Consider the following 21,460-nt stretch of genomic DNA (forward strand, 5'->3'; position numbering starts at 1 on the left):
AAGCCTTTCTAAACAGTAAAGGGGTATTCGCGCAGCAATTCCATCGCGCGCTGACCCCTTTCGCCAAGGAAAAATTCGTGAATGAAGGGGTGCGGAAACGCCACCACTTCCTTGGGCACATCGTTAACGATGACTTTTTGTTCGGCCAGCACGGCGATGCGCGTGCTGAGCTCAAAGAGCGTGTCCAGGTCGTGCGTCACCATCACCACCGTGAGCTCCATGTCGCGGTGCAGCGAGCGCAGCAGCGAGACGAAACTGTCGGAGCTTTCCGGGTCCAGGCCCGCCGTGGGCTCGTCAAGCAGCAGCAGCGGCGGGTCCATGATGAGGGCGCGCGCCAATGCCACACGCTTGACCATGCCGCCCGAGAGGTCGCTCGGCATCTTGTCGGCTGCGTCGGGACTCAGGCCCACCATTTGCAGCTTGACCATGGCCGCCTCATAGACCAGTGCGCGCGGCAAGGTCTTGAGCTCACGCAACGGGAAGGCGATGTTCTCGAGCACGGTGAAGGCCGAAAACAGCGCACCCTGCTGGAACAGCATGCCGACGCGGCTGGCCGCGCCCCGTTTGCCCAGTTCGGCTGCCGGCCGGCCGAGCACGGTGATCTCGCCCTGGGTGGGTTTTTCCAGCCCCAGTATCTGGCGCAGCAGCACCGTTTTACCGGTACCCGAGCCGCCCACCAGCGACAACACCTCGCCCCGCTCCACCGTCAGGTCCAGGTCCTTGTGCACCACGGCCTTCTTGTCGCCGTTCTGGAATACGGTCCAGAGTTTTTTGATGTCGACGATGGCTTCGGTCATGGCTGATTTCCCGCTTCTTTCCTCTTCCGGAAGAACGACGCAACAAGCGACCGCGCAGGCACACTCTCTTTCCAGCAGGGGCCGCGGAACCGGCTTTGCCGGGCCGCAGGAGCAGCGGCCCCCTCGGGGGGCAGCGCAGTACACGAAGTGACAAGCGTGGGGGTCATATTCCAACGCTTTTAAACAGAACGGCAAACAATGCATCCACCAGAATAACTACCGTGATGGACGTGACCACTGAAGCGGTCGTGCCCTGCCCCAGGCTTTCGGTGTTGGGTTTGACACGCAGGCCGTAGTGACAGCCGACCAGCGCGATCAATACCCCGAACACGACGGATTTGGCCGTGGCCAGCGTGAGGTTGGCCACGTCGACCGCGGCCGGCAGCGAGTTGATGAAATAGGACGGCGTGACGTCCATGGAAATGTCGGCGGCCAGCATGCCACCCAGTAACGCCGCGATGGTGGTCCAGACGCTGATGAGCGGCATCACCACGGCGAGCGCCAGCGCGCGCGGCATGACCAGGCGAAAGCCCCGCGCGATGCCCATGACGCGCATGGCGTCGAGCTCTTCGGTGACCCGCATGACACCGATCTGCGCAGTGATGGCCGAACCGCTGCGCCCGGCGATCAGGATGGCGGCCAGCACCGGCCCGAGTTCGCGGATCAGCGAGATGCCCAGGATGTTCACGATGAAGGCGTCGGCGCCGAACTGGCGCAGCTGCTGCGAAATCAGGTAGGCCAGCACCACCCCAATCAAAAATCCCACCAGCGCCGTGATGGGCAAGGCGGTGGCGCCAATATGAAACAGGTGGCCCGACAGGTCGCGCCACGGGCCTTCCTGCGGGTGCCTGAAAAGCCGGATGATGTCGAGCAGCAGCTGGCCGATCAGGCGCACCAGGCCTTTGAGGTGGTCGACCAGGCGCAGCACCCTTGTGCCGAGCAGGATGAAGGGCCCGGTCCAGTCAGACTTGCGGGGTTTGGGCGGATCCGCACTGAACTTGGCGACGGTTTCCAGCACCGCGCGCTGGCTCGCATGCACTTGCAGTTGCGCAGGCCAGTCGCGCCCCCAATGGTTCCACAGCACCTGCGCACCCAGGTGGTCGAGTTTTTCGAGCGGCTCCAGATTCCAGCCGGCGGATTGGACTGCGCCGCCCTGCAGGGCTTGCAGTTGCGCAGTCAAACCTTGCCAGACCTCCTGGGCCGTGAGGCCGGCCGCCGTCCAGGCACCGCGAACGACAAACAGCCGGCCTTGCGGCGTGTCCTGCTGTTCGATGCGGGGCGTGGATTCTTCCATGTGCATTCGGTAAAGGCGTCCGGTGGTGCCCGGCGCTTGCCGGCAGTCTGCAATGACGGGCGGCGCCCGATTTGCAAAACAGTCATGGTAACTGCAGGAAACACAAATACACAGCCCAAAAACGCGCTATCGCCTTGGTCCTACAACCCGCCGGGACCCTGTGCCGGAAGGAAAGGCCAGCGGGTAATCCCCGCCGCAGGGATAGCGCCATTTTTGCCACAATCGAGCCACTGCCGCGCGGTCAGCCTCGCGTTAGGCTGGAATGGCAGGATGTGAACCTGCGGCGCAGGAGCACGGCCAAAACAACACGGCCACCCGTCCCATCAAAACACACGGCTGAAAGCCAAGAGACAAAACATCCATGCAAGACGACAGCCAGGTTTTTGACTACATCATCGTCGGCGCAGGCACGGCAGGTTGCCTGATGGCCAACCGCCTGAGCGCCGACGCATCCAAACGCGTGCTGCTCATTGAGGCCGGCCGCAAGGACGACTACCACTGGATCCACATCCCGGTAGGCTACCTGCACTGCATCGGCAACCCGCGCACCGACTGGCTCTACAACACCGAGCCGGACGCCGGCCTCAACGGACGGGCGCTGCGCTATCCACGCGGCAAGACGCTGGGCGGCTGCTCCAGCATCAACGGCATGATCTACATGCGCGGCCAGGCACGCGACTACGACCAGTGGGCCCAGCTGACGGGCGACATGGCCTGGCGATGGGACAACGCGCTGCCGCATTTCAAACTGCACGAAGACCACCACAAGGGCGCTGACGCGATGCACGGCGCGCGCGGCGTGGCACCCGAGCTGATGCAGGACAAGAGCCAGCCCTACCAGAAGCTGCTGCGCCACCACAATTCAGGCGGCGAATGGCGTGTCGAGAAACAGCGCCTGCGCTGGGACATCCTCGATGCGTTCGCCGAAGCTGCGCAGCAAGCCGGCATCCCGGCAACTTCCGACTTCAACCGCGGCGACAACGAAGGCGTGGGTTACTTCGAGGTCAACCAGAAAAAAGGCTGGCGCTGGAATACCGCCAAGGCCTTTTTGCGGCCGGCCTGCTATGCCCGGCCCAATTTCGAATTGTGGAACAACGCCCAGGTGTGCAAGCTGGTGATTGAGCCGCAGGCCGACGGCAGCCAGCGCTGCACCGGCGTGGAAGTGTGGGCCGGCGACGAGCGGGTGACGGCGCACTCGACACGCGACTCGGGGCACATGGGCGAAGTCATTCTGTGTGCAGGCAGCATCGGCTCGCCGCAAATCCTGCAGCTTTCAGGCATTGGCCCGGCCACCCTGCTGCAACAGCACGGCATCCCTGTGCTGCAAGACCTGCCCGGCGTGGGCGCCAACCTGCAGGACCATTTGCAGATCCGTTCGGTCTACAAGGTGCACGGTGACCAGCGCTGGGGGCTGTCGCTCAACACCATGGCCAACACGCTGTGGGGCAAGGCCCGCATCGGCCTGGAGTACGCATTGCGGCAGACCGGCCCGATGAGCATGGCACCGTCGCAGCTGGGCGCCTTCACGCGCTCATCACCCGACCAGCCCTACCCCAACATCGAATACCACGTGCAGCCGCTGTCGCTGGACGCTTTCGGCGAGCCGCTGCACAGCTTCAACGCTTTCACCGCCAGCGTATGCAACCTCAACCCGACCAGCCGCGGCACCGTGCACATCAAGAGCAACCGCTTTGAGGATGCACCGGCGATTTCGCCCAACTATCTGAGCACGGCCGAAGACCGGCAGGTAGCAGCCGACTCCCTGCGCGTGACCCGAAAGATCGTCAGCCAGGGCGCGCTGGCCAAATACAAGCCCGAGGAATTCAAGCCCGGCGTGCAGTTCCAGACGGACGAAGAACTCACACGGCTGGCGGGCGACATTGCCACCACCATCTTCCACCCGGTGGGCACGACCAAAATGGGCAAGGAAGACGACCCCATGGCGGTGGTGGATTCGCACCTTCGGGTCCGCGGCATTCGCGGCCTGCGCGTGGTGGACGCCGGCGTGATGCCACTGATCACCAGCGGCAACACCAATTCGCCCACGCTCATGATTGCGGAAAAGGCCGCCGGGTGGATTCAGGCCGGCATTTGAAGGCAGCGCCGTGTCGAAGCTGCCCGCAAGCCTCAGGCAGCACCGCCCCTTCGAAACAGATCAAAGATAGATTTTTTGCAGAAGACGCACCAGCGTCTTTTTTTCCGCCGCGCTCAGCCGTTCGGTGGCATCTGATTCGAGGCTGGTGGCGGTGCGCTCGGCCTCCCGCATCAGCGCCTCGCCTGCCTCGGTGAGGTACAGGCCCACAGCGCGGCCGTCCTGCGGGTGCGGCTTGCGGTGAACGAGCTCTCGCTTTTCCAGCGTGCCGATTTTCCCGACCAGGTTGGGCGGCAAGATGCTCAGCGCACTGCACAGCTGGCGCGAGGTGATGCCCGGGTTGTGCGTGATCAGCGACAGGATGGAAAAGTCCACGTGACGCAGGTCATACACCGCCATGCGTTTCATGAACAGTTCAATGACCTTGAGCGACGCACGCGTGGCGTTGTAGCCAATCAGGGTTTCAAGGTAGGAGGTATCGACTTCTTCGACAGCGGGCGCTGGTTTGAGGGACGCTGGCATAGGTGGTCAGGAAGCTTTCGTCATCGGGCAATACGGACCGCCGCACGGCATGCGGCCAGTCCAGCCCCGATTATGCCAAGCGGTGCCGATCCATGACGGGGCCTCAGGGCGCCCGGCATCAGTCGTCGGCACCGCGTTCTGATCAGGACTCGGCGGTAAAGCCGATTTTCTTGATCAGCGGCCCCCAGCGGTCGAGTTCGCGCTTCTGGCTGGTCGCCATGTCCTCTGCCGTGCCGCCGTAGGGAATCAGGCCCACCACCGTCAGCGAGTCGATGACGGATTTGTCCTTGATGGCGGCGTTGATGGCGGCGTTGGCGGCGGCGACCACACTGGCCGGCGTTTTGGCGGGGGCACAAAAGCCGAACCACTCCTCCACGGTCAGGTCGGCAAAGCCCTGCTCGGCGAAGGTCGGTACTTCCGGCACAAAGGGCGAGCGCTGCTTTCCGGACGTTGCCAGGATGCGCAGCTTGCCGGCCTTGTGATTGGGGATGAAGTCGCCGTGCGGCGTGAACATGGCGGCCAGCTGGCCGCCCACCACATCGGTCACGCCGGGCACGGAACCGCGGTAAGGCACATGTTTGAGTTCCACCTGGTTGTTCAGGCCCAGCAAGGCGCCCAGAAAGTGGGGTGTTGATCCCGCAGCGGGCGAGCCATAACTCGCATCCTTCGGATTGGCCCTGGCCCATAGCAGGAAGTCCTGAACGGTCTTCACGGAAGCGGGCACCAGCGGCCCCACAGCCAGCCCATGGTGAATCATGGACGCGGTGCCCACGGATACAAAATCGGCGAACGGGTCATAGGCCAGTTTTTTGTAGATGTGCGGATACAGCGACATGCAGGAAAACGGCGTCATGGCAATGACGGAGCCGTCCGTGGGTGCCATCTTCAGCGTCTCCAGCGCGATGCGGCCACCGGCGCCGGCCTTGGTGTCCACGATGGCGTTGTTTTTGGAATAGGCGGTGCCGCCCATCTTGTCGCCGACGCGGCGCGCGCAGATGTCGCCCGCACTGCCGGCGGGGAATCCGTAAATGATCTTGACCTGCTCCAGCGGACTCGCATGGGCAGAGAACGGGGCGAAGCCGGCGGCTGCGGTGAGCGTTGCGGCGGCCTGCACAAAATGACGGCGTGTTTGCATGAAATGTCTCCTTTTTTAATGATGTCCAACGGGTCGAAAAACAAAACCGAAATCAAAAACTGAAAGACGGAAACAAAAGCGGAACGCGAAGCGTCAGCTGCACAGGGCCCGAATGTCTTGCGGCACGGCAATGGCCTTGATGCGCTCAGGATTCTCCGGACGGCGGATGCAGAAGGCCCGGGTTTCACGGCCTTCGCAGATCAGGTCGTCACCGCGTTTGATCACATGCTTCTGGATGAAGACCTTGTCGCGCCATTCCTCAATGCTGGTGTGAATCTGCAGCGTCTCACCATAGACGGCAGGCTGGCTGAACCGGGTATTGATCTCGAGCAGCGGCGTGCCGATGATGCCGGTGGTCTTCACAAGCTCACGCCATGTTGGCACGCCGCACTTGACAAAAAAGTTCAGCGACGAGGCGTCCATCCACCGCGAGAAATTGGGGAAAAACACGATCCCCGCTGGATCGCAGTCGCCAAACGCAACGGAAACTTCGTAAACAACGGTCTTGCTCATGCTGTTCACCTTGGCGCCATGCGCAATGCGCCATCCAGCCGGATGACTTCGCCGTTGAGATGGTCGTTGGCCACGATGTGCGCGGCCAGCTGGGCAAACTCCTCGGGCTTGCCCAGGCGCTGCGGAAAAGGAATACTGGCGGCCAGCGAAGCCTGCACCGCTTCGGGCAATTGCTGCATCAGCGGCGTCGCGAACAGGCCCGGCGCCACTGTGCAGACGCGGATACCGTGCTGCGCCAGGTCGCGCGCCATCGGCAGTGTCATGCCGACCAGGCCGCCCTTGGAGGCGCTGTAAGCCTGCTGGCCCACCTGGCCGTCAAAGGCTGCCACCGAGGCCGTGAACATCATGACGCCGCGCTGGCCGTCTTCCAGCGCGGGCAGTTTGGCACAGGCGGCCGCAAACAGGCGGCTGGCGTTGTAGGTGCCCACCAGGTTGATGGTGACGACTTTGGCAAACTCTTCGAGCGGCGCAGGGCTGCCGTCTTTGGCCACCACGCGTTTGGCCGAGCCGATGCCGGCAACGTTCATCAGGATGCGGGCCGGGCCATGCGCAGCTGCGGCTTTTTCCAGCGCGGCCGCCAGGCTGGCGCTGTCGGTGATGTCGCACTGGCACGCCACTGCGGCACCGCTTCCGTGCATAGCGCAAATGTCGGCCGCGACTTTTTCCGCACCGGCGAGATTCACGTCCAGCACGGCAACCTTGGCGCCCAGGCGTGCCAGCTCACGGGCAGTGGCTTCGCCCAGCCCGGAGCCGCCTCCCGTCACCAGTGCCGCAAGTCCTTCAATCTTCATGCCTTCTCTCCAGATCGGTTGCTATTGTTTTTATAGCTGCTTGCGCTCGTCCGTTGTGCGCTGCAGCGACTATTTGCTCAAGAAATTTCGGCCCCTTCGGGGTTTTCAAGCAACAGGGCAATGCCCTGCCCGCCGCCCACGCATGCGGATGCAATGCCGTAACGCAGGCCCGCGCGCTGCATTTCACGCGCGACGGTGACCGTCAGGCGGACACCGGTGACCGCCAGCGGGTGACCCATCGCGATGGCGCCGCCATTGACATTGAGCTTGCGCAGATCGAGGTTCAGTTCACGCGCCACTGCCAGCGTTTGCGCGCCCTGGGCTTCGTTGATCTCGAAGCGGCCGATCTGGTCCAGCTTCAGGCCGCAGCGCTCCAGCAGCAGGCGAATCGCCGGCGCGGGGCCTATGCCCATGATTTCGGGTGGCACCCCCACCACCGCGGCAGCCACGACACGTGCCAGCGGTTTTTTTCCATGCGCCTTCACGTACTCGCCCGAAGCCACCACGGCAGCAGCTGCCGCATCCACCAGCGCTGCACTGTTGCCGCCGGTCTGCACCCCGCCGGCGTGAACCACCCGGAGTTTGGCCAGCACCTCGACAGGAGACAAGCGTGCGTGGGTGTCCTGTGCGACTTCCGTGACTTTGCCCTGCAGGCGTATGCCGCGCTTGGCGTAGCCGGCGAGTTCAAATTCTTCCGTGACCACCGGCACAATTTCACCGGCGTGAAAACCTGCCTCGCGGGCCGCCACGGCTTTGGCAAACGAGCTGGAGGCAAATTCATCGACGGCTTCCCGCGTGATGCCGTATTTCTTCGCGAGGTTTTCCGCGGTCTGGATCATGTCGATGCCGGCGGCGGAGTCCTTCAGGGCCTCCCACATGAAGTCCTTGAAGCCGACGGGCGCGCCCAGCTTGAAACCGGTGCGGTGTTCGAAGGCGGCGATCGGGTTGCGCGTCATGCTCTCGGCGCCGACGACCAGCGCCACGCTGGCGGCACCGCTCTGGATCTGCTCGCCGGCCTGGCGGAACAATTCAAAGCCGGTACCGCAGATGCGCTGCACCATGATGGCCGGCACCTCCACGGGAACGCCGGCGTAAAGGCCGATATGACGTGGCAGCATGAACTGCTCAAAATCACCGGGAGCCATGTTGCCGGCAAGCACCGAATCGACATCGCCGCCACTGACACCCGAGCGCTGGAGCACGGCGCGTGCCGCCTTGATGCCGAGGTCGGTGGGCGATATATGGCCAATGGCGCCGCAGTAGTCGACCATGGGCGTGCGGATGCCGTCGAGCATCCAGACGTCTTGGAAAGCGGAGAAAAATCCTTTGGGTTGCATGGTGTTTGTGCGTCGGGTTTTATGGTGCGGGTTTGACAATGGGGTGCGCCGTGTCATCGTGCAGGGCCACCACCAAAGCTTCACGGTGCGTCAGCACGGCGCGCTGGTTGATGGAGCCTTTGTCGGTGACTTCACCCTTGTCGAATGAGGGCGGCTCATGCATCAGGTGCAGGCGCCGGATGCAGCTGGCGCTGCCGGTCGCGCCCTCTGCGAGCTTGTTCATCATCTCCTGAAAGTGCGCCACTACCTGCGGGCTTTCGACGGCCTGGCGCAGCGGCGCATCGGGCGGTAGTCCGGCCAGTGCGCGCACGGCGGGTGTCGGAAACACCAGCGCGCCCACTTCCTTGAGGTTGATGCCCGTGAGTACCACGTCCTGCACGTAAGGCGCTCCCGCAGCGACGATCTTTGCACGCAGCGGGCCCACGCTGACAAAGGTGCCCGTGGCCAGTTTGAAGTCCTCGGCGATGCGCCCGTCGAACTTGAGCCCGAGGTGAATGTTGCCCTCATCAATCCATTTGACGGCGTCGCCGGTACAAAAGAAGCCTTCTTCGTCAAAGGCTGCTGCCGTCTCCTGCGGTGCGCGCCAGTAGCCGGGCGTGATGTTGGGGCCCTTGTAGCGCACCTCGGTTTTGCCGTCGGTGTCCACCAGCTTGAGCTCGATGCCGGGCGCGGGTACGCCGAGGTCGCCGGCTTTCACGTTGGGGTTGGTCACGAAGATGGCAAACGGCGCGGACTCGGTCATGCCCAGGCCGGTCGCCATGACAATGCGCTCGCCCACTTCTTTTTCTTCGGACTCGTACAGGCTGTCCCACACGGGTTGGGCCAGCGCAGCGCCGGCATAAAAAAACATCTTCACGCGCGACAGCAGGTTGCGCCGCAGCTCTGCGTCCGTTTTCATGGCGCTGGCGATGGCCTCAAAGCCGGTGGGCACGTTGAAGTACACCGTGGGGGCAATCTCGCGCAGGTTGCGCAGGGTTTCGTGCATCAGCGCCGGGGTCGGCTTGCCGTCGTCGATGTAGAGCGTTCCGCCATGGAACACCACCATGCCGAAGTTGTGGTTGCCGCCGAAGGTGTGGTTCCAGGGGAGCCAGTCGACCAGCACCGGTGGCTCGTCCTGCAGCACCGGCATGGATTGCGCCATTTGCTGCTGGTTGGCACACCACATGCGCTGGGTATTGATCACCGCCTTGGGCATCTTGGTGGAGCCGCTGGTGAACAGGAATTTCACGATCGTGTCCGGCCCCGTGGCCTGCATGGCGCGGCCTACGGCATCCGTGGCCGGCGTTGCAGCCAGTTCGGCAAACGCCGTGGTGGCGCGCCCTTCGACCTGCCCGGTGGCCAACACCACCTCGACGTCGTCGCCGATGGCTGCGTTGATGGCCCTGGCGTAGCGCGCGCCGTCGGCGGCAAACACCAGGCCCGGCGTCACAGTCTTGAGCACGTGGCGCAGCTTGTCGTAGTCCTGGCTGACCAGACTGTAGGGCGGAGACGTCGGCACAAAAGGCACGCCGGCCAGCATGCAACCCAGCGCCAGCAGCGCATGCTCCAGATCGTTTTCCGACAGGATGACCACCGGGCGTTCGGCACTCAGGCCCCGGTCAATCAGCCCCTGCGCGATGTTGCGGGCCGAGACCCAAGCTTCGGCATAAGTTATGTGCCGCCAGTCGCCGGTTTTACCGCCTTCCAGTTTTTCGCGCCGCGCCATGAAGCTGCGGCCTGGGACCGTCAGCGCCCAATGCTGCAGGCGGTCGGTGATACGGGTCGGGAAGGCTTGCAGGTCCTGGTCTGCGCGCAGATAGCGCACGCCGGGTACGCCGTCGCGCAGGACCACACGGGTCACGCCAAAGGCCATGGGACGAAATTTCGGGGCGCTCATGGTTGTCTCTTCTGTTCTGTCTTCTGTCTGCTGTCTCTTTTCTGGATGTCTCTCTTGCCTGCCCGCCCGGCCTGGTCAGCCCTTCTGGACCTTGCGGGCCTTGCCGTCCAGGAAGTCTTTCACGCGGCTCTTGGCTTCGGGTGCGCTTTGCGCCACTGCGGCCATCAGGGCCTCGGTGAAGAACCCCTGGTCTGCCGGTTGCTCGGCAATGCGCGGCAACGCATGCATGAGGGCGTAGTTGGTCAGCGGTGCGTTTTCTGCCACGCGAGTGGCCAGTTCAAGGGCTTTGGTGAAAGCCTGGCCCTCGGGAACCAGGTATTGCGCGATGCCTATGCGCTCACCGTCCACCGCGTTGTAGACACGGCCGGTCAGCATCATGTCGGTCATCCGTGCGGCGCCGATCAGCCGCGGGATGCGCACCGCACCGCCACCACCGACAAAGATGCCGCGCGAGCCTTCGGGCAGCGCGTAGAAGGCGCTTTCGTCGGCAACCCGGATATGGCAGGCACTTGCCAGCTCCAGGCCACCACCGACCACGGCACCGTGCAGGGCCGCGATCACGGGCACCGGGCCGTACTGCACCCGCTCCAGCGCTGCGTGCCACATGCGCGAATGGTGCAGGCCCTGGCTGGCGTCACGCTCCTTGAGTTCGCTCAGGTCAAGGCCCGCGCAGAAGTGGTCACCCTCGCCGCAAAGCACGGCGGCTTTTGTTTCGGGAGGAAGGCTTTCGAACAGGTTCCGCAGTGCCAGGATCAGGGCATCACCCAGGGCGTTGCGTTTGGCAGGACGCGCCAGGCGGACCACGGCGACATTGCCGTGCATTTCGAGATGAAGGTATTTTGGGGTCATGTGAAGTGTGTTTCCGGAAGCCAATTATGGTTATGAATAATAACTATTACAACGTGATTAAGCCTTTTTTTTCTAGTGAAAACCCTAGGGCGTGCCAAGGCATGTTTGCGCGGCGGACCCACCGGCCCGCAAGGCAATCCGCAGGAGGAAACACTGGGTGAAGGATGACCTTCCCCGCAGGAGATGGAGAAAAATGGGTCGCCCGGCAGACGGCGATTCGGCACACCGGGGGTGTGCCACTGCTGACGCTGGTGCGCTTGTGGTCAGTCAGTTACGCTGCGGCACAGCCTGGGGCCGGCAACAGCCGGCAAAGGCCTGGTTCAAATATTGAGCCACTTCAGCAGCTCGCGCATGCGGGCTTCCGACGTGATGTCGAACTGCTCGATGCCGATACGCTTGAGCACGTCCTTGCCGGCATCGCTGGCGGGCAGCGCCAGCAATTCCTCCTGGATCGCCTTGAGCTGTTCGGGCTTGACGCGTTTATGGGCTACCAGCGGGAAGTAGGGCTGCGCCACGCTCTTGTGCAAAATACGGCCGCCCTCTTTTTCCCATTTCTTGGCAATGCCTGAGTAAGAGGCGACACCACCCACATCGGCGAATTTGTTGTCGAGGTAAAAGCCGACAGCCGCCTGTTCGCGCACGAACTGCACGTTTTCCTTGTCCACCAGGATGCCTTTGTCCCTGAGCTCTGCGGCACAGAAGCGGGACATATAGGCAATCTGCTCGGGCAAGGCAATCCGCTTGCCCTTGACGTCGTCGATGGTCTTGAGGGCCGAGCCCTTGGGCGCAATGATGAAGCACTGCCCGTCGGGCTTGGTGCTGGCGATATAGCTGTAGCCGTAGTCGCGCATGCCGCGCGCCGGGTAGTCGCTCGGGCGCGCCATCACCAGGTCGAAGCGGCCGGTCTGCATGCCTTCTTCCAGCTGCTTGAACTCGCGCGCAAACACCACGCTGACCTTGGCCTTCATGGCCTTGCCGATCACCTCGGCCAGCCCCTGGTATTTGGCAATCACCTGGGCGTGGTCCAGCCCGCCCGAGCTTCCTTCGCTGATGCCCAGTATTAGTTGCTGGGCCTGCGCCTGCGCCTGGGCATTGGCAGTGCCCATACAAAACGCGCCGAACCCCAACACCAAGGCCCCTGACATGCAATTCCACCGCATAAGTCCCTCCTTATATATAAAGCTCACGCATGCTACTGCGTGCGTCCTGCGCTGGCTAGCGCAATTTACCCCCGGTCCGTTTTCCGGCAGTCTTTATGCCCCGGGGGAGCATCCTGCGTTCGCACACCGATGACACAATGCGGACCACGCCGGAAACAGCCGGTGTCGCATTGACATCATGAAACACCTGACCACCCTTTCGATCGCCCTCCTGCTGGGCGTGCTGTCTGCCTGTAGCCCGGCGCCGCGCGCCAGCCAGGACCCGCTGTCGATTGCCCGCGCTCCGGTGGCCGCGGCCATCAACGACTACCAGCGTTGCGCCCAAAGCGCCTTGCAGCCGCTGAAAGACAACCCGGAGCAATCCGTGTTTGTGCTCGCCGATGCCGCACTGGCGGCCTGCGATGCCGGCCTGGATCAGGTGCGGCGCAGCATCCTGGCGGACAACGCAGGCCACCCGTATGTGGCCGCGTTTGCTGAAGATGCCAGCGCCAACATCCGCATTCGCACCCGCAACATGCTGGCGCACAGCCTGAACCGTGCGCGGGAAGCGCAACCACAACCGGCGAAATAAACCGGCCGCCGGCCCTGCGCCGGCCTATCGCAAGCTCTTCACGAAGCGCGGCGCGTTCGGGGCAAGAACACCGCAGAACCGGCTTTGCCGGGCTGCAGGTGTTGCCACCCTGAAGGGGGGTTCCGGCTACACGCAGTGAGCCGAGACAGGGGTCTACAAGTTATCGCAGGCCCTTCACATAGCGCGGCGCGTTCGGGTCGCGCTGGCGGCGCTCCCGCGGCGACTCGCCCTCGCCGAAGATGGCACCGAATGTCGACTCGATAAAACCTGATTCAGGATAGACCTCTTCCTCGGTATCGATGGACCGGGCGCTCTGGCGGTCGGGCACTGGCGCCGGGGCAAGCACCGGCTGGCTGCGCTCCTTCACCACCTCGGACACCAACTGCACCAGCGGCACGCGTGCCTTGGGCTCGGGGGTGGCCATGATTTCTTCCAGCCGGTCGGCCCACACCGCCAGGTCCACGTGGCCATCCTCGGCGGCTTTTTCCCGCGCAAAACGCGCTATTTCGGCGGCGTATTCCTGGTTACCGGCCATCCACTCGGTGTCGGTCACGCGGCCGGTTTTGCGGCGCAACAGCACATGCAGGTGGGCCGCAACGGCAATTTTTTCACTGGAGGGCATGGTGCGCAATCCTTGAAAGTGGAGTCCGTTGTTTGTCAGTTACGTGCCCAACCGCTCGGCGTGCTGGGTGATGTCCAGGCCGTCGCTCTCGGCGGCTTCGCTGACGCGCAGGCTGACGATCAGCGAGGTGACCCACAAGGCCAGCGCCGTCATGAACAGGCTGTAGAGCATGACGGCGCCTGCGCCTATCGCCTGGGTCATCAGGCTGCCCTCGACACCGGAGATGGCCTTGCTGGCAAAAATGCCGGTCAGCAGCGAACCCACAATGCCGCCCACGCCGTGCACGCCGAACACGTCCAGCGAATCGTCGGCGTTGAGCAGGCGCTTGAGGCCCGTGGCGCCCCAGTAGCAGGCCACGCCGGCCACCAGGCCAAACACCAGGGCCGCGCGCGGCGAGACAAAGCCCGCCGCCGGCGTGATGGCGACCAGCCCGGCGACCAGGCCCGAGCACAGTCCCAGCAGGGAAGGACGCCCGCGAACAATCCATTCGGCCGCCATCCACGAGAGAGCGCCCGCGGCCGCCGCGATGTGCGTGACGGCCATCGCGAGGCCGGCCCGGCCGTCGGAGGCCACGGCGGAGCCGGCGTTAAAGCCAAACCAGCCGACCCACAGCATGCCGGCACCGGCCATGGTCAGACCCAGGTTGAAAGGCGTAAACGGTTCACGGCCATAGCCGTGGCGCGGCCCGAGCGCGTAGGCACAGACCAGCCCGGCAATGCCGGCATTGATGTGCACGACCGAGCCGCCGGCAAAGTCCAGCGCGCCCATGCGCGCCAGCCAGCCATTGGGCTCCCAGACCCAGTGGGCAATGGGTGCGTAGACGACGACGGTCCACAGCGACATGAACACCAGCATCGCGGAGAACCGCATGCGTTCCACAAACGAGCCGACCACCAGCGCGGCCGTGATGATGGCGAAGGTCAGCTGGAACATGGCGTAGACCGACTCGGGAATGTTGGGCGCAATATGGCTCACGGCCACCTTCTGCGCGTCCTTCACGTAGTCCAGCCCGGTGAACCAGAGCCGCTCGGGACCACCCAGATAGTGCCCAAGCGCACCTTTGCCGGGCGTGAAGGCGATGGAGTAGCCCACCGCAAACCAGAGCAGGCTGACAACGGCACAGATGGCGACAACGCAGGCCATGACATTGAGCACGCTTTTCCTGCGCACCATGCCGCCGTAGAAAAGGGCGATGCCGGGCAGGGTCATGAGCAATACCAGTGCGGTGGAGGTCATCATCCAGGCGGTGTCGGCACCATTGAGGGTCTCCACGCCGACCAGTCCCGGTTGGGTCAGCGGCGCCGGGGCGGCCGCTGCAGGCGGCGCAGAGGCCGCAGCCACCGGTGCGGCGGGAGGAGCAGGAACAGCGGCCGGTGCGGGGGACGGTGCGACTTCCGGAGCGCTGGCAGTGACTGCTGGCGGCGCCACCGCCGGGGGAGCCGTGGTCTGTGCCAGGGCTTGCTGGCATGCCAGGCCCAAGCATAAAGACATACCCAAGGCCAGAAATCTGTTCATATGCATACGGTGCCCGCCTGTTCAATCAACCAACAATTGGTAACAACAGGCATAAGTCGTGCCAATACCGCAGTAGCTCGTGTGATGGGACTGCAACGGAAAATATGTACTGCAAAAGTGCGCAAACGATTGGCGTGGTGCCCCAAAAACATCCACAGAACCAGCGGCCGCCCAAAGCCCGGGGCCGGGAAACCCCCAATGCACTGGGACAGTGCGCCCGCTATATTGGATGACTTGCTGACGAGCCTTGCTGCTCGCAACGCGAGGAGCCGAGGAGACACGAGAGAGTCATTAAGAAGTACACAAGCAAAGCGGCATTCCACAAGAGATGCAGATTTGCAAAAAGCGCTGGCAACCCCAGCGCTTTTTTTATGCCTCCGCCCTGACGGGGCCCAACCCTCAAAAACCCTCGCAGCCATTGACTGTCGGGCGCAAGCAGCTATCTATTTGATAGCAATGAGTCTGTTCAATGCGATGGGACAATCCGGGCCATGGAATTATTCATCGTCTCGTTGGCCTCCCTGCTCGCCGGTTTTGTGGACTCTATCGTCGGGGGCGGCGGGCTGATCCTGGTGCCGGCCCTGTTTGCGGTTTTCCCCACCACCCATCCTGCCACCCTGTTTGGGGTGAACAAGGGGGCCTCGGTCTGGGGCACCGCGGTTGCCACGGCCCAATATGCCCGTCGGGTGGAGCTTCGCTGGGCGGCACTGTTGCCGGCGGCGGCCGCCGGGTTCACCGGCTCGCTGGCGGGCGCCTGGCTGGTCACCGTCATCTCGCCGGGCTTTTTGCGCAAGACCCTGCCCTTTGTGCTGCTGGCGGTGTTGCTCTATACGCTGGCCAGGAAGGAGCTGGGCCGCCACCATACGCCCCGCTTTACCGGGCATGCCGAAACCGCGGCGGCCTGCTGCATCGGGCTGGTGCTGGGGTTTTACGACGGCTTCTTCGGTCCGGGCACCGGCAGCTTTTTTGTATTTTTATTTGTGCGCTGGCTGGGTTATGACTTTTTGAACGCGTCGGCTTCGGCCAAGCTGCTCAACACCGCCACCAACCTCGCAGCGCTGGCGCTCTTTGCCTGGAAGGGCCATGTCTGGTGGCATTTCGCCCTCACGATGGCCGTGGCCAACGTGGCGGGCAGCCTGCTGGGCACCCGCCTGGCCCTCAAACATGGGGCCGGGTTTGTGCGCGGGGTGTTTATCGCCGTGGTCAGCTCGCTGATCCTGAAAACCGGTTTTGACGCATTTGCGCGCTGACTGTGCGCAGGCCGTTTGCTATTGATTTAATAGCTGCTTGCGCATGTGCTGTATGGGTTTCCGGCAAATTTGGCTTGAAATCCGGCCATCACCGTTTAATGACCAAATTGGCGCCCGGCCCAATAGGGGCATGCGCAAGCAGCTATCAAATCGATAGCGACGGCCGGCTTAATCGGGGTTGATGCCCGCTGCCGCCATGGGCGGCGGCAGCTTGCTGAGCGCCTCCGCAATCGCCGCCGTCCTGGCTTTGGCGGCAGCGGCAGCCGCGGCGTTCGTGGGGCCGGGGGAAGCGCCTGCTGCGCCGGCCGACAGCTGGCCGGCCACGTCGGCGGCCTGGCGCGGCTTGCCGATGGGCGCTGCCGCCAGCCCCTTCTGCACCGCCACCATGTCTTCCTCGCTCGGGTACTGGCCCAGCAGCACATAGTCAAAAACACGCCGTGCAATCGGCGCCGCCACCCCGGCGCCCCAGCCGGCGTTTTCCACGATCACTGCCAGCGCGATCTTGGGGTCTTCCGCCGGCGCAAACGCCATGTAAACAGCGTGGTCGCGCTGGTACTCTTCCATCTTGCTGCTGTTGTACTTGTCTTTCTGGCCGATGGTGACCGCCTGCGCCGTGCCGGTTTTGCCGCCGCTCAGATAACCCGCGCCGGCAAACACGCGTGCCGAGGTGCCTTCCTGGGTGACGCCAACCAGGGCCTTGCGCACGATCGCGATGTTTTCAGCCTTGTAGCCCAGGTTTTCCGGCGCATCGGCCGGCAGCGGGTGCATCACGCGCGTCACCGGGTCCTGCGTGCCGATCACCAGCCGCGGCCGGTGCTTGACGCCGTTGTTGGCCAGCACGGCCGTGGCCTGCGCCAGCTGCAGCATGGTGAAGGTGTTGTAGCCCTGCCCGATACCCAGTGAGATGGTTTCGCCGGGGTACCACTTCTGGTGCTCCGGCCTTTTATAGGCTTTGCGTTTCCAGGCCTGGCTGGGCAGCACGCCCGTGACTTCACCGCTGATATCGATGCCGGTGATCTGCCCAAAGCCCAGCGGCTGCATGAAGTCGTGCATGGCGTCCACGCCGAGTTCGTTGGCCAGCGAATAGAAGTACACGTTGCTCGACTTCACGATGGCGCGGTACATGTCCACCGCCCCCAGCGCAATGTCGCCGTGGCTGCGGAAGACGTGGCCGCCGAAACTCCAGGAGGCGTTGTCGTTGACGATGAAGCTGGCGGAGCGCTTTCCGGTTTCCAGCGCCGCCATGGCCATGAAGGGCTTGTAGGTGGAGCCCGGCGGGTAGGTGCCGCGCAGCGCGCGGTTGAGCAGGGGCTTGTCCAGCGAATCCCGCAGGTATTGCCAGCTCTCCGTGTCGATGCCGTCCACGAACAGGTTGGGATCGAACGTCGGCTTGCTGACAAACGCCAGCACGTCGCCGGTCTTCGGGTCCATGGCCACCAGCGCGCCGCGCCGGTCGCCGAACATGTCTTCCACCAGCTTCTGCAGGCGGATGTCCAGCGACAGCATGACGGTGTTGCCGGGCGTGGCCGGGTTGCTGGCGAGTTTGCGCATGGCGCGGCCGCCCGCCGAGGTCTCGACCTGCTCGACGCCGGTGGTGCCGTGCAGCTGCTGCTCAAAACTCTGCTCGACGCCGAGCTTGCCGATGTAGTCGGTGCCGCGGTAGTTGCCTTCGTCTTCGCTGCCTTCAATGATTTCTTTTTCCGCCTGGTTGATGCGGCCGATGTAGCCCACCACGTGGCTGCCCAGCTCGCCATAGGGGTAGCTGCGAAACAGCCTGGCCTTGATGTCAACACCCGGAAAACGGAAACGCTGCGCCGCAAACCGGGCGACTTCCTCGTCGGTCAGGCGCGTGCGTATGGGCAGCGATTCAAAACTTTTGGATTCTTCGCGCAACCGCTTGAAACGCCGCTTGTCGCGCACCTGGATGTCGACCACCTTTTCCAGCGCGGCAATGGTTTCTTCCAGGTTGTCGACCTTGGAAGGCGTGATCTCCAGCGTGTAGGCCGAATAGTTGGTGGCCAGCACAACGCCATTGCGGTCCAGGATCAACCCCCGGTTGGGCACGATGGGCACGATGGCCGTCCGGTTGCTTTCGGCCTGCTCGTTCAGGTCGGCATGGCGGTACACCTGCAAATACACCAGCCGCGCCGCCAGCAGAGAAAAAGCACACAGCACCGCAAAGCTGGCCACCAGCACCCGCGCACGAAAGCGCGACAAATCCGCTTCAACGTTGCGAAGTTCAGTCATGACACTCTGACCCTGCAACCGCCAGAAAGTGCCCACAACAAAGAGGCGATGCGAAGCGAGCCGAAAAAGGCCAATCCGAGCCGCGGAACTGGCTTTGCCAGGCCGCAGGCGGGGCGGCCCCCGAGGGGCTGGAGCCCGCGGCTCCAAGCCTGCCTGCGCAGGCTTGGACGGGCGATAGAGGCGAAGCGTCTCGCGAGCCGCGGCCTGCAAGGCCTCGGGAACACACGAAGTGAGCGACCGTGGGGGCCATATCTAGCGTGGGGGCCATATCTAGAGTGGCCGGTTCTGGTCGGGATCGGGTGCACGGCGCTGCGGCACCAGCAGCAGCACGCTTACCACCGGCCACAAAACGGCCTCAATCAGCGGCGCCAGCAGCATGATCCAGCCCGGGAAAATGCCGCCGCCGATCATGCGGATCACCAGCTCCACACCATGCGCCACCGCAAACAGCGGCAGTACCTGCAAGGCCTGCGACGGTACCGTGAACCAGAGCAGGCGGCGATGGATCATCGTGGCAAAAAAGCTCAGCGCCGTATAGGACAGCGCATGCTGGCCCAGCAGTGAGGACTGGTGCACGTCCATGCCCAGACCGAACATGAAAGCCACGCCGATGCCGACACGCAGCGGCTGGTGCACGTTCCAGAACACCAGCACCAGGGCCAGGAAATCGGGCATCCACGGCACGCGGCCCAGGGGCAGCATGTCCAGCAGCAGCGCCGCGATCAGGCTGCACCAGATGAAGACGGGATTGGCCGGCAGCAGCAGCTGCTGGCCCGATCGCATGATCATTTCGAAGCCCCCTTCTTTTTGGGTGCAGGTTCGGGCGTGTCGTCGGGCCGTGGCGGGATCTGGCCGGTGCCGGGCTTGACCACGATAACGTGCCGCGCACCCGTCACGAGCGCCTGCGGTGTGCAGAAAATTTTTGCGAACGCCGATTCCGCGCGCCGCTCGATGCGGCTGATTTTGGCCACCGGCAGGCCGGCCGGGTAGACGCCGTCGACGCCGCTGGTGGTCAGCAGGTCGCCTTGCTGCACATCGGAGTTGCTGCCCATGAAGCGCAGCTCCAGGCCGCTGCCCGAAACGGTCGGGTCGCCATAGGCCACGCTGCGCGCGCCGGTGCGCACATTGAGCACCGGAATCGCCAGGTCGCGGTCGACCAGCAAGGTCACTTCGCTGACCAGCGGATGCACGCGGGTGACTTGACCCAGCACGCCAGACTCGTCCAGCACCGGCGAGCCCAGGTCAACGCCCTGCGCCATGCCTTTGTCGATGATCACCTTGCGGGTGTAAGGGTCCGCTGCGTCATACAGCACCTCGGCAGCCATCACCGGCGTGCCGAGCTGTTCACGCAGGCCCATGAGCTTGCGCAGGCGGTTGTTCTCCTGCGTGAGCTGCTCGACCTGGCCGGCGCGCAGCGACTGGAGCGCGAGCTTGCGGCCGGCTTCTTCGCTGCTGGTTTTGGCCTGATTGAGGGTGGTGAAATATTCACCGCTGCTTTTGACAGCGCGCACCGGTTGCAGCGCCAGCCATTGCACCGGATACAAGGCCGTAGCCAGCGCGGCGCGCACCGGTTGGGTAATGCGAAAACGCGTGTCGGCCACCATCAGGAACAGCGACAGCGCGCTGAAAAACACCAGCTTGGACAGCGCCGAAGGCCCCTGTTTGAAAAAGGGCGGCGGGGATCTGTCGAGGGTTCCTAAAGGCATGGTTCGCTGTCAGGCTGGCCCCGCTTCATGCCCGGCGTGCAGCATGAAGTGAAGACGCTTATTCCGAGGTGAAGATGGAACCCAGGCGGTCCATGCGCTCCAGCGCAATGCCACAGCCGCGCACCACGCAGGTCAGCGGGTCTTCGGCCACCAGCACCGGCAGGCCGGTTTCTTCGGCCAGCAGGCGGTCCAGGTCGCGCAGCAAGGCGCCACCGCCGGTCAGCATCATGCCGCGCTCGGCGATGTCGGCGCCCAGCTCGGGCGGCGTTTGCTCCAGCGCGTTCTTCACGGCGCTGACGATGTTGTTGAGCGGGTCGGTCAGGGCTTCGAGGATTTCGTTGCTGGAGATCGTAAAGCTGCGCGGCACGCCTTCGGACAGGTTGCGGCCCTTGACTTCCATTTCCTTGACTTCGGAGCCCGGGAAGGCCGAGCCGATGCTCTTCTTGATGGCCTCGGCGGTGGGCTCGCCGATCAGCATGCCGTAGTTGCGGCGGATGTAATTGATGATGGCTTCGTCGAAGCGGTCGCCGCCGACACGCACGCTGCCCTTGTAGACCATGCCGCCCAGCGAAATCACGCCGACTTCGGTCGTGCCGCCGCCGATGTCGACCACCATGGAGCCGCTGGCTTCCGACACGGGCAGGCCCGCGCCAATCGCGGCAGCCATCGGTTCTTCAATCAGGTACACATCGCTGGCACCGGCGCCGAGCGCGCTTTCGCGGATGGCGCGGCGCTCAACCTGGGTGGAGCCGCAAGGCACACAGATGATGATGCGCGGGCTGGGCTTGAACAGGCTGCGCGGGTGCACCATCTTGATGAACTGCTTGAGCATCTGCTCGGTCACGGTGAAGTCGGCGATCACGCCGTCTTTCATCGGGCGGATGGCCTCAATGTTGCCGGGGACCTTGCCCAGCATGGCCTTGGCTTCGTGGCCGACGGCCTGGATGGTTTTTTTGCCCTGGGGGCCGCCTTCGTGGCGGATGGCAACCACAGAGGGCTCATCCAGCACAATACCGCGGTCGCGTACAAAAATCAGGGTGTTGGCGGTGCCAAGGTCAATGGCCAGGTCGGTGGAGAAGTACCGACGGAATGATTCAAACATATGCAGGAGTCCGGTTGAGCATGAGCAAACTTCGTTGCTCCATCGCCTTTTTATTGATCAAGCAATTATGGGGAAGTTGAG

Annotated in this window: 19 protein-coding genes; 3 read left to right on the plus strand and 16 right to left on the minus strand. The window is 63.7% G+C overall.

Annotated elements, in window-relative coordinates; genetic code table 11:
* Positions 1–8: 8 nt before the first annotated feature.
* Together AC1DY9_RS20900 and AC1DY9_RS20905 are read right to left on the minus strand one after the other, a co-directional pair.
* Positions 9–797: an ABC transporter ATP-binding protein gene (locus AC1DY9_RS20900; protein ID WP_457281688.1), complete on the minus strand. Its 789-nt coding sequence runs from the start codon at positions 795–797 to the stop codon at positions 9–11.
* A 163-nt stretch (positions 798–960) separates the two neighbouring features.
* Positions 961–2,091, minus strand: coding sequence for an MlaE family ABC transporter permease (locus tag AC1DY9_RS20905; RefSeq protein WP_457281689.1), 1,131 nt, complete (start codon positions 2,089–2,091; stop codon positions 961–963).
* Between the two features lie 361 nt (positions 2,092–2,452).
* On the opposite strand from AC1DY9_RS20905, the gene AC1DY9_RS20910 reads away from it, so the two are divergent.
* Positions 2,453–4,186 carry a GMC family oxidoreductase gene (locus AC1DY9_RS20910; protein WP_457281690.1) on the plus strand — a complete coding sequence of 578 codons (1,734 nt, stop codon included), beginning with the start codon at positions 2,453–2,455 and terminating at the stop codon, positions 4,184–4,186.
* 60 nt (positions 4,187–4,246) lie between these two features.
* Here AC1DY9_RS20910 and AC1DY9_RS20915 read toward each other — a convergent pair whose 3' ends face one another.
* The 8 genes from AC1DY9_RS20915 to AC1DY9_RS20950 form a co-directional block, all read right to left on the minus strand.
* Complete coding sequence (locus AC1DY9_RS20915) at positions 4,247–4,705, minus strand: MarR family winged helix-turn-helix transcriptional regulator (protein ID WP_457281691.1); 459 nt, start codon at positions 4,703–4,705, stop codon at positions 4,247–4,249.
* Between the two features lie 142 nt (positions 4,706–4,847).
* The gene (locus AC1DY9_RS20920; RefSeq protein WP_477667551.1) at positions 4,848–5,840 is read right to left on the minus strand and encodes a Bug family tripartite tricarboxylate transporter substrate binding protein; all 993 of its coding nucleotides are present in this window, start codon (positions 5,838–5,840) and stop codon (positions 4,848–4,850) included.
* A 93-nt stretch (positions 5,841–5,933) separates the two neighbouring features.
* A complete protein-coding gene (locus AC1DY9_RS20925; protein ID WP_457281693.1) occupies positions 5,934–6,353 on the minus strand; it encodes an acyl-CoA thioesterase in 420 nt (139 codons plus the stop codon).
* A 5-nt stretch (positions 6,354–6,358) separates the two neighbouring features.
* Positions 6,359–7,144 carry an SDR family NAD(P)-dependent oxidoreductase gene (locus AC1DY9_RS20930; RefSeq protein ID WP_457281694.1) on the minus strand — a complete coding sequence of 262 codons (786 nt, stop codon included), beginning with the start codon at positions 7,142–7,144 and terminating at the stop codon, positions 6,359–6,361.
* 77 nt (positions 7,145–7,221) lie between these two features.
* Positions 7,222–8,481, minus strand: a complete 1,260-nt coding sequence (locus AC1DY9_RS20935) for a thiolase family protein (protein ID WP_457281695.1) — start codon at positions 8,479–8,481, stop codon at positions 7,222–7,224.
* 19 nt (positions 8,482–8,500) lie between these two features.
* Entirely contained in the window at positions 8,501–10,357 is a 1,857-nt protein-coding gene (locus AC1DY9_RS20940; protein WP_457281696.1) for a feruloyl-CoA synthase, read from the minus strand.
* A 75-nt stretch (positions 10,358–10,432) separates the two neighbouring features.
* Positions 10,433–11,206: a crotonase/enoyl-CoA hydratase family protein gene (locus tag AC1DY9_RS20945; protein ID WP_457281697.1), complete on the minus strand. Its 774-nt coding sequence runs from the start codon at positions 11,204–11,206 to the stop codon at positions 10,433–10,435.
* 320 nt (positions 11,207–11,526) lie between these two features.
* The gene (locus AC1DY9_RS20950) at positions 11,527–12,312 is read right to left on the minus strand and encodes a phosphate/phosphite/phosphonate ABC transporter substrate-binding protein (protein ID WP_477667552.1); all 786 of its coding nucleotides are present in this window, start codon (positions 12,310–12,312) and stop codon (positions 11,527–11,529) included.
* A gap of 232 nt (positions 12,313–12,544) precedes the next feature.
* On the opposite strand from AC1DY9_RS20950, the gene AC1DY9_RS20955 reads away from it, so the two are divergent.
* Positions 12,545–12,937, plus strand: coding sequence for a hypothetical protein (locus AC1DY9_RS20955; RefSeq protein ID WP_477667553.1), 393 nt, complete (start codon positions 12,545–12,547; stop codon positions 12,935–12,937).
* Between the two features lie 160 nt (positions 12,938–13,097).
* Here the strand turns inward: AC1DY9_RS20955 and AC1DY9_RS20960 are convergent, their stop codons facing one another.
* Together AC1DY9_RS20960 and AC1DY9_RS20965 are read right to left on the minus strand one after the other, a co-directional pair.
* Entirely contained in the window at positions 13,098–13,559 is a 462-nt protein-coding gene (locus tag AC1DY9_RS20960) for a hypothetical protein (RefSeq protein WP_457281700.1), read from the minus strand.
* A gap of 39 nt (positions 13,560–13,598) precedes the next feature.
* A complete protein-coding gene (locus tag AC1DY9_RS20965; RefSeq protein ID WP_457281701.1) occupies positions 13,599–15,050 on the minus strand; it encodes an ammonium transporter in 1,452 nt (483 codons plus the stop codon).
* 515 nt (positions 15,051–15,565) lie between these two features.
* Between AC1DY9_RS20965 and AC1DY9_RS20970 the strand changes: the two genes are divergently transcribed.
* Complete coding sequence (locus AC1DY9_RS20970) at positions 15,566–16,324, plus strand: sulfite exporter TauE/SafE family protein (protein WP_457281702.1); 759 nt, start codon at positions 15,566–15,568, stop codon at positions 16,322–16,324.
* Between the two features lie 168 nt (positions 16,325–16,492).
* On the opposite strand, the gene mrdA is transcribed toward AC1DY9_RS20970, so the two are convergent.
* From mrdA to AC1DY9_RS20990, 4 genes are all read right to left on the minus strand, one after another.
* Positions 16,493–18,571: a penicillin-binding protein 2 gene (gene mrdA / locus AC1DY9_RS20975; protein ID WP_457281703.1), complete on the minus strand. Its 2,079-nt coding sequence runs from the start codon at positions 18,569–18,571 to the stop codon at positions 16,493–16,495.
* A gap of 270 nt (positions 18,572–18,841) precedes the next feature.
* Positions 18,842–19,360 carry a rod shape-determining protein MreD gene (gene mreD, locus AC1DY9_RS20980; protein WP_457281704.1) on the minus strand — a complete coding sequence of 173 codons (519 nt, stop codon included), beginning with the start codon at positions 19,358–19,360 and terminating at the stop codon, positions 18,842–18,844.
* The gene (gene mreC, locus AC1DY9_RS20985; protein ID WP_457281705.1) at positions 19,357–20,277 is read right to left on the minus strand and encodes a rod shape-determining protein MreC; all 921 of its coding nucleotides are present in this window, start codon (positions 20,275–20,277) and stop codon (positions 19,357–19,359) included. The genes mreD and mreC overlap by 4 nt, the downstream gene beginning before the upstream one ends.
* 58 nt (positions 20,278–20,335) lie before the next feature.
* Complete coding sequence (locus tag AC1DY9_RS20990; RefSeq protein ID WP_457281706.1) at positions 20,336–21,379, minus strand: rod shape-determining protein; 1,044 nt, start codon at positions 21,377–21,379, stop codon at positions 20,336–20,338.
* Between the last annotated feature and the right edge of the window lie 81 nt (positions 21,380–21,460).

It is taken from the genome of Polaromonas sp. P1_F6 (assembly GCF_056405695.1).

Bases quoted from the DNA above. Each gene is read 5' to 3' on its own strand.
- AC1DY9_RS20900 (WP_457281688.1), bottom strand. From the start codon at position 797: ATGACCGAAGCCATCGTCGACATCAAAAAACTCTGGACCGTATTCCAG.
- AC1DY9_RS20905 (WP_457281689.1), bottom strand. From the start codon at position 2,091: ATGGAAGAATCCACGCCCCGCATCGAACAGCAGGACACGCCGCAAGGC.
- AC1DY9_RS20910 (WP_457281690.1), top strand. From the start codon at position 2,453: ATGCAAGACGACAGCCAGGTTTTTGACTACATCATCGTCGGCGCAGGC.
- AC1DY9_RS20915 (WP_457281691.1), bottom strand. From the start codon at position 4,705: ATGCCAGCGTCCCTCAAACCAGCGCCCGCTGTCGAAGAAGTCGATACC.
- AC1DY9_RS20920 (WP_477667551.1), bottom strand. From the start codon at position 5,840: ATGCAAACACGCCGTCATTTTGTGCAGGCCGCCGCAACGCTCACCGCA.
- AC1DY9_RS20925 (WP_457281693.1), bottom strand. From the start codon at position 6,353: ATGAGCAAGACCGTTGTTTACGAAGTTTCCGTTGCGTTTGGCGACTGC.
- AC1DY9_RS20930 (WP_457281694.1), bottom strand. From the start codon at position 7,144: ATGAAGATTGAAGGACTTGCGGCACTGGTGACGGGAGGCGGCTCCGGG.
- AC1DY9_RS20935 (WP_457281695.1), bottom strand. From the start codon at position 8,481: ATGCAACCCAAAGGATTTTTCTCCGCTTTCCAAGACGTCTGGATGCTC.
- AC1DY9_RS20940 (WP_457281696.1), bottom strand. From the start codon at position 10,357: ATGAGCGCCCCGAAATTTCGTCCCATGGCCTTTGGCGTGACCCGTGTG.
- AC1DY9_RS20945 (WP_457281697.1), bottom strand. From the start codon at position 11,206: ATGACCCCAAAATACCTTCATCTCGAAATGCACGGCAATGTCGCCGTG.
- AC1DY9_RS20950 (WP_477667552.1), bottom strand. From the start codon at position 12,312: ATGGGCACTGCCAATGCCCAGGCGCAGGCGCAGGCCCAGCAACTAATA.
- AC1DY9_RS20955 (WP_477667553.1), top strand. From the start codon at position 12,545: ATGAAACACCTGACCACCCTTTCGATCGCCCTCCTGCTGGGCGTGCTG.
- AC1DY9_RS20960 (WP_457281700.1), bottom strand. From the start codon at position 13,559: ATGCCCTCCAGTGAAAAAATTGCCGTTGCGGCCCACCTGCATGTGCTG.
- AC1DY9_RS20965 (WP_457281701.1), bottom strand. From the start codon at position 15,050: ATGTCTTTATGCTTGGGCCTGGCATGCCAGCAAGCCCTGGCACAGACC.
- AC1DY9_RS20970 (WP_457281702.1), top strand. From the start codon at position 15,566: ATGGAATTATTCATCGTCTCGTTGGCCTCCCTGCTCGCCGGTTTTGTG.
- mrdA (WP_457281703.1), bottom strand. From the start codon at position 18,571: ATGACTGAACTTCGCAACGTTGAAGCGGATTTGTCGCGCTTTCGTGCG.
- mreD (WP_457281704.1), bottom strand. From the start codon at position 19,360: ATGATCATGCGATCGGGCCAGCAGCTGCTGCTGCCGGCCAATCCCGTC.
- mreC (WP_457281705.1), bottom strand. From the start codon at position 20,277: ATGCCTTTAGGAACCCTCGACAGATCCCCGCCGCCCTTTTTCAAACAG.
- AC1DY9_RS20990 (WP_457281706.1), bottom strand. From the start codon at position 21,379: ATGTTTGAATCATTCCGTCGGTACTTCTCCACCGACCTGGCCATTGAC.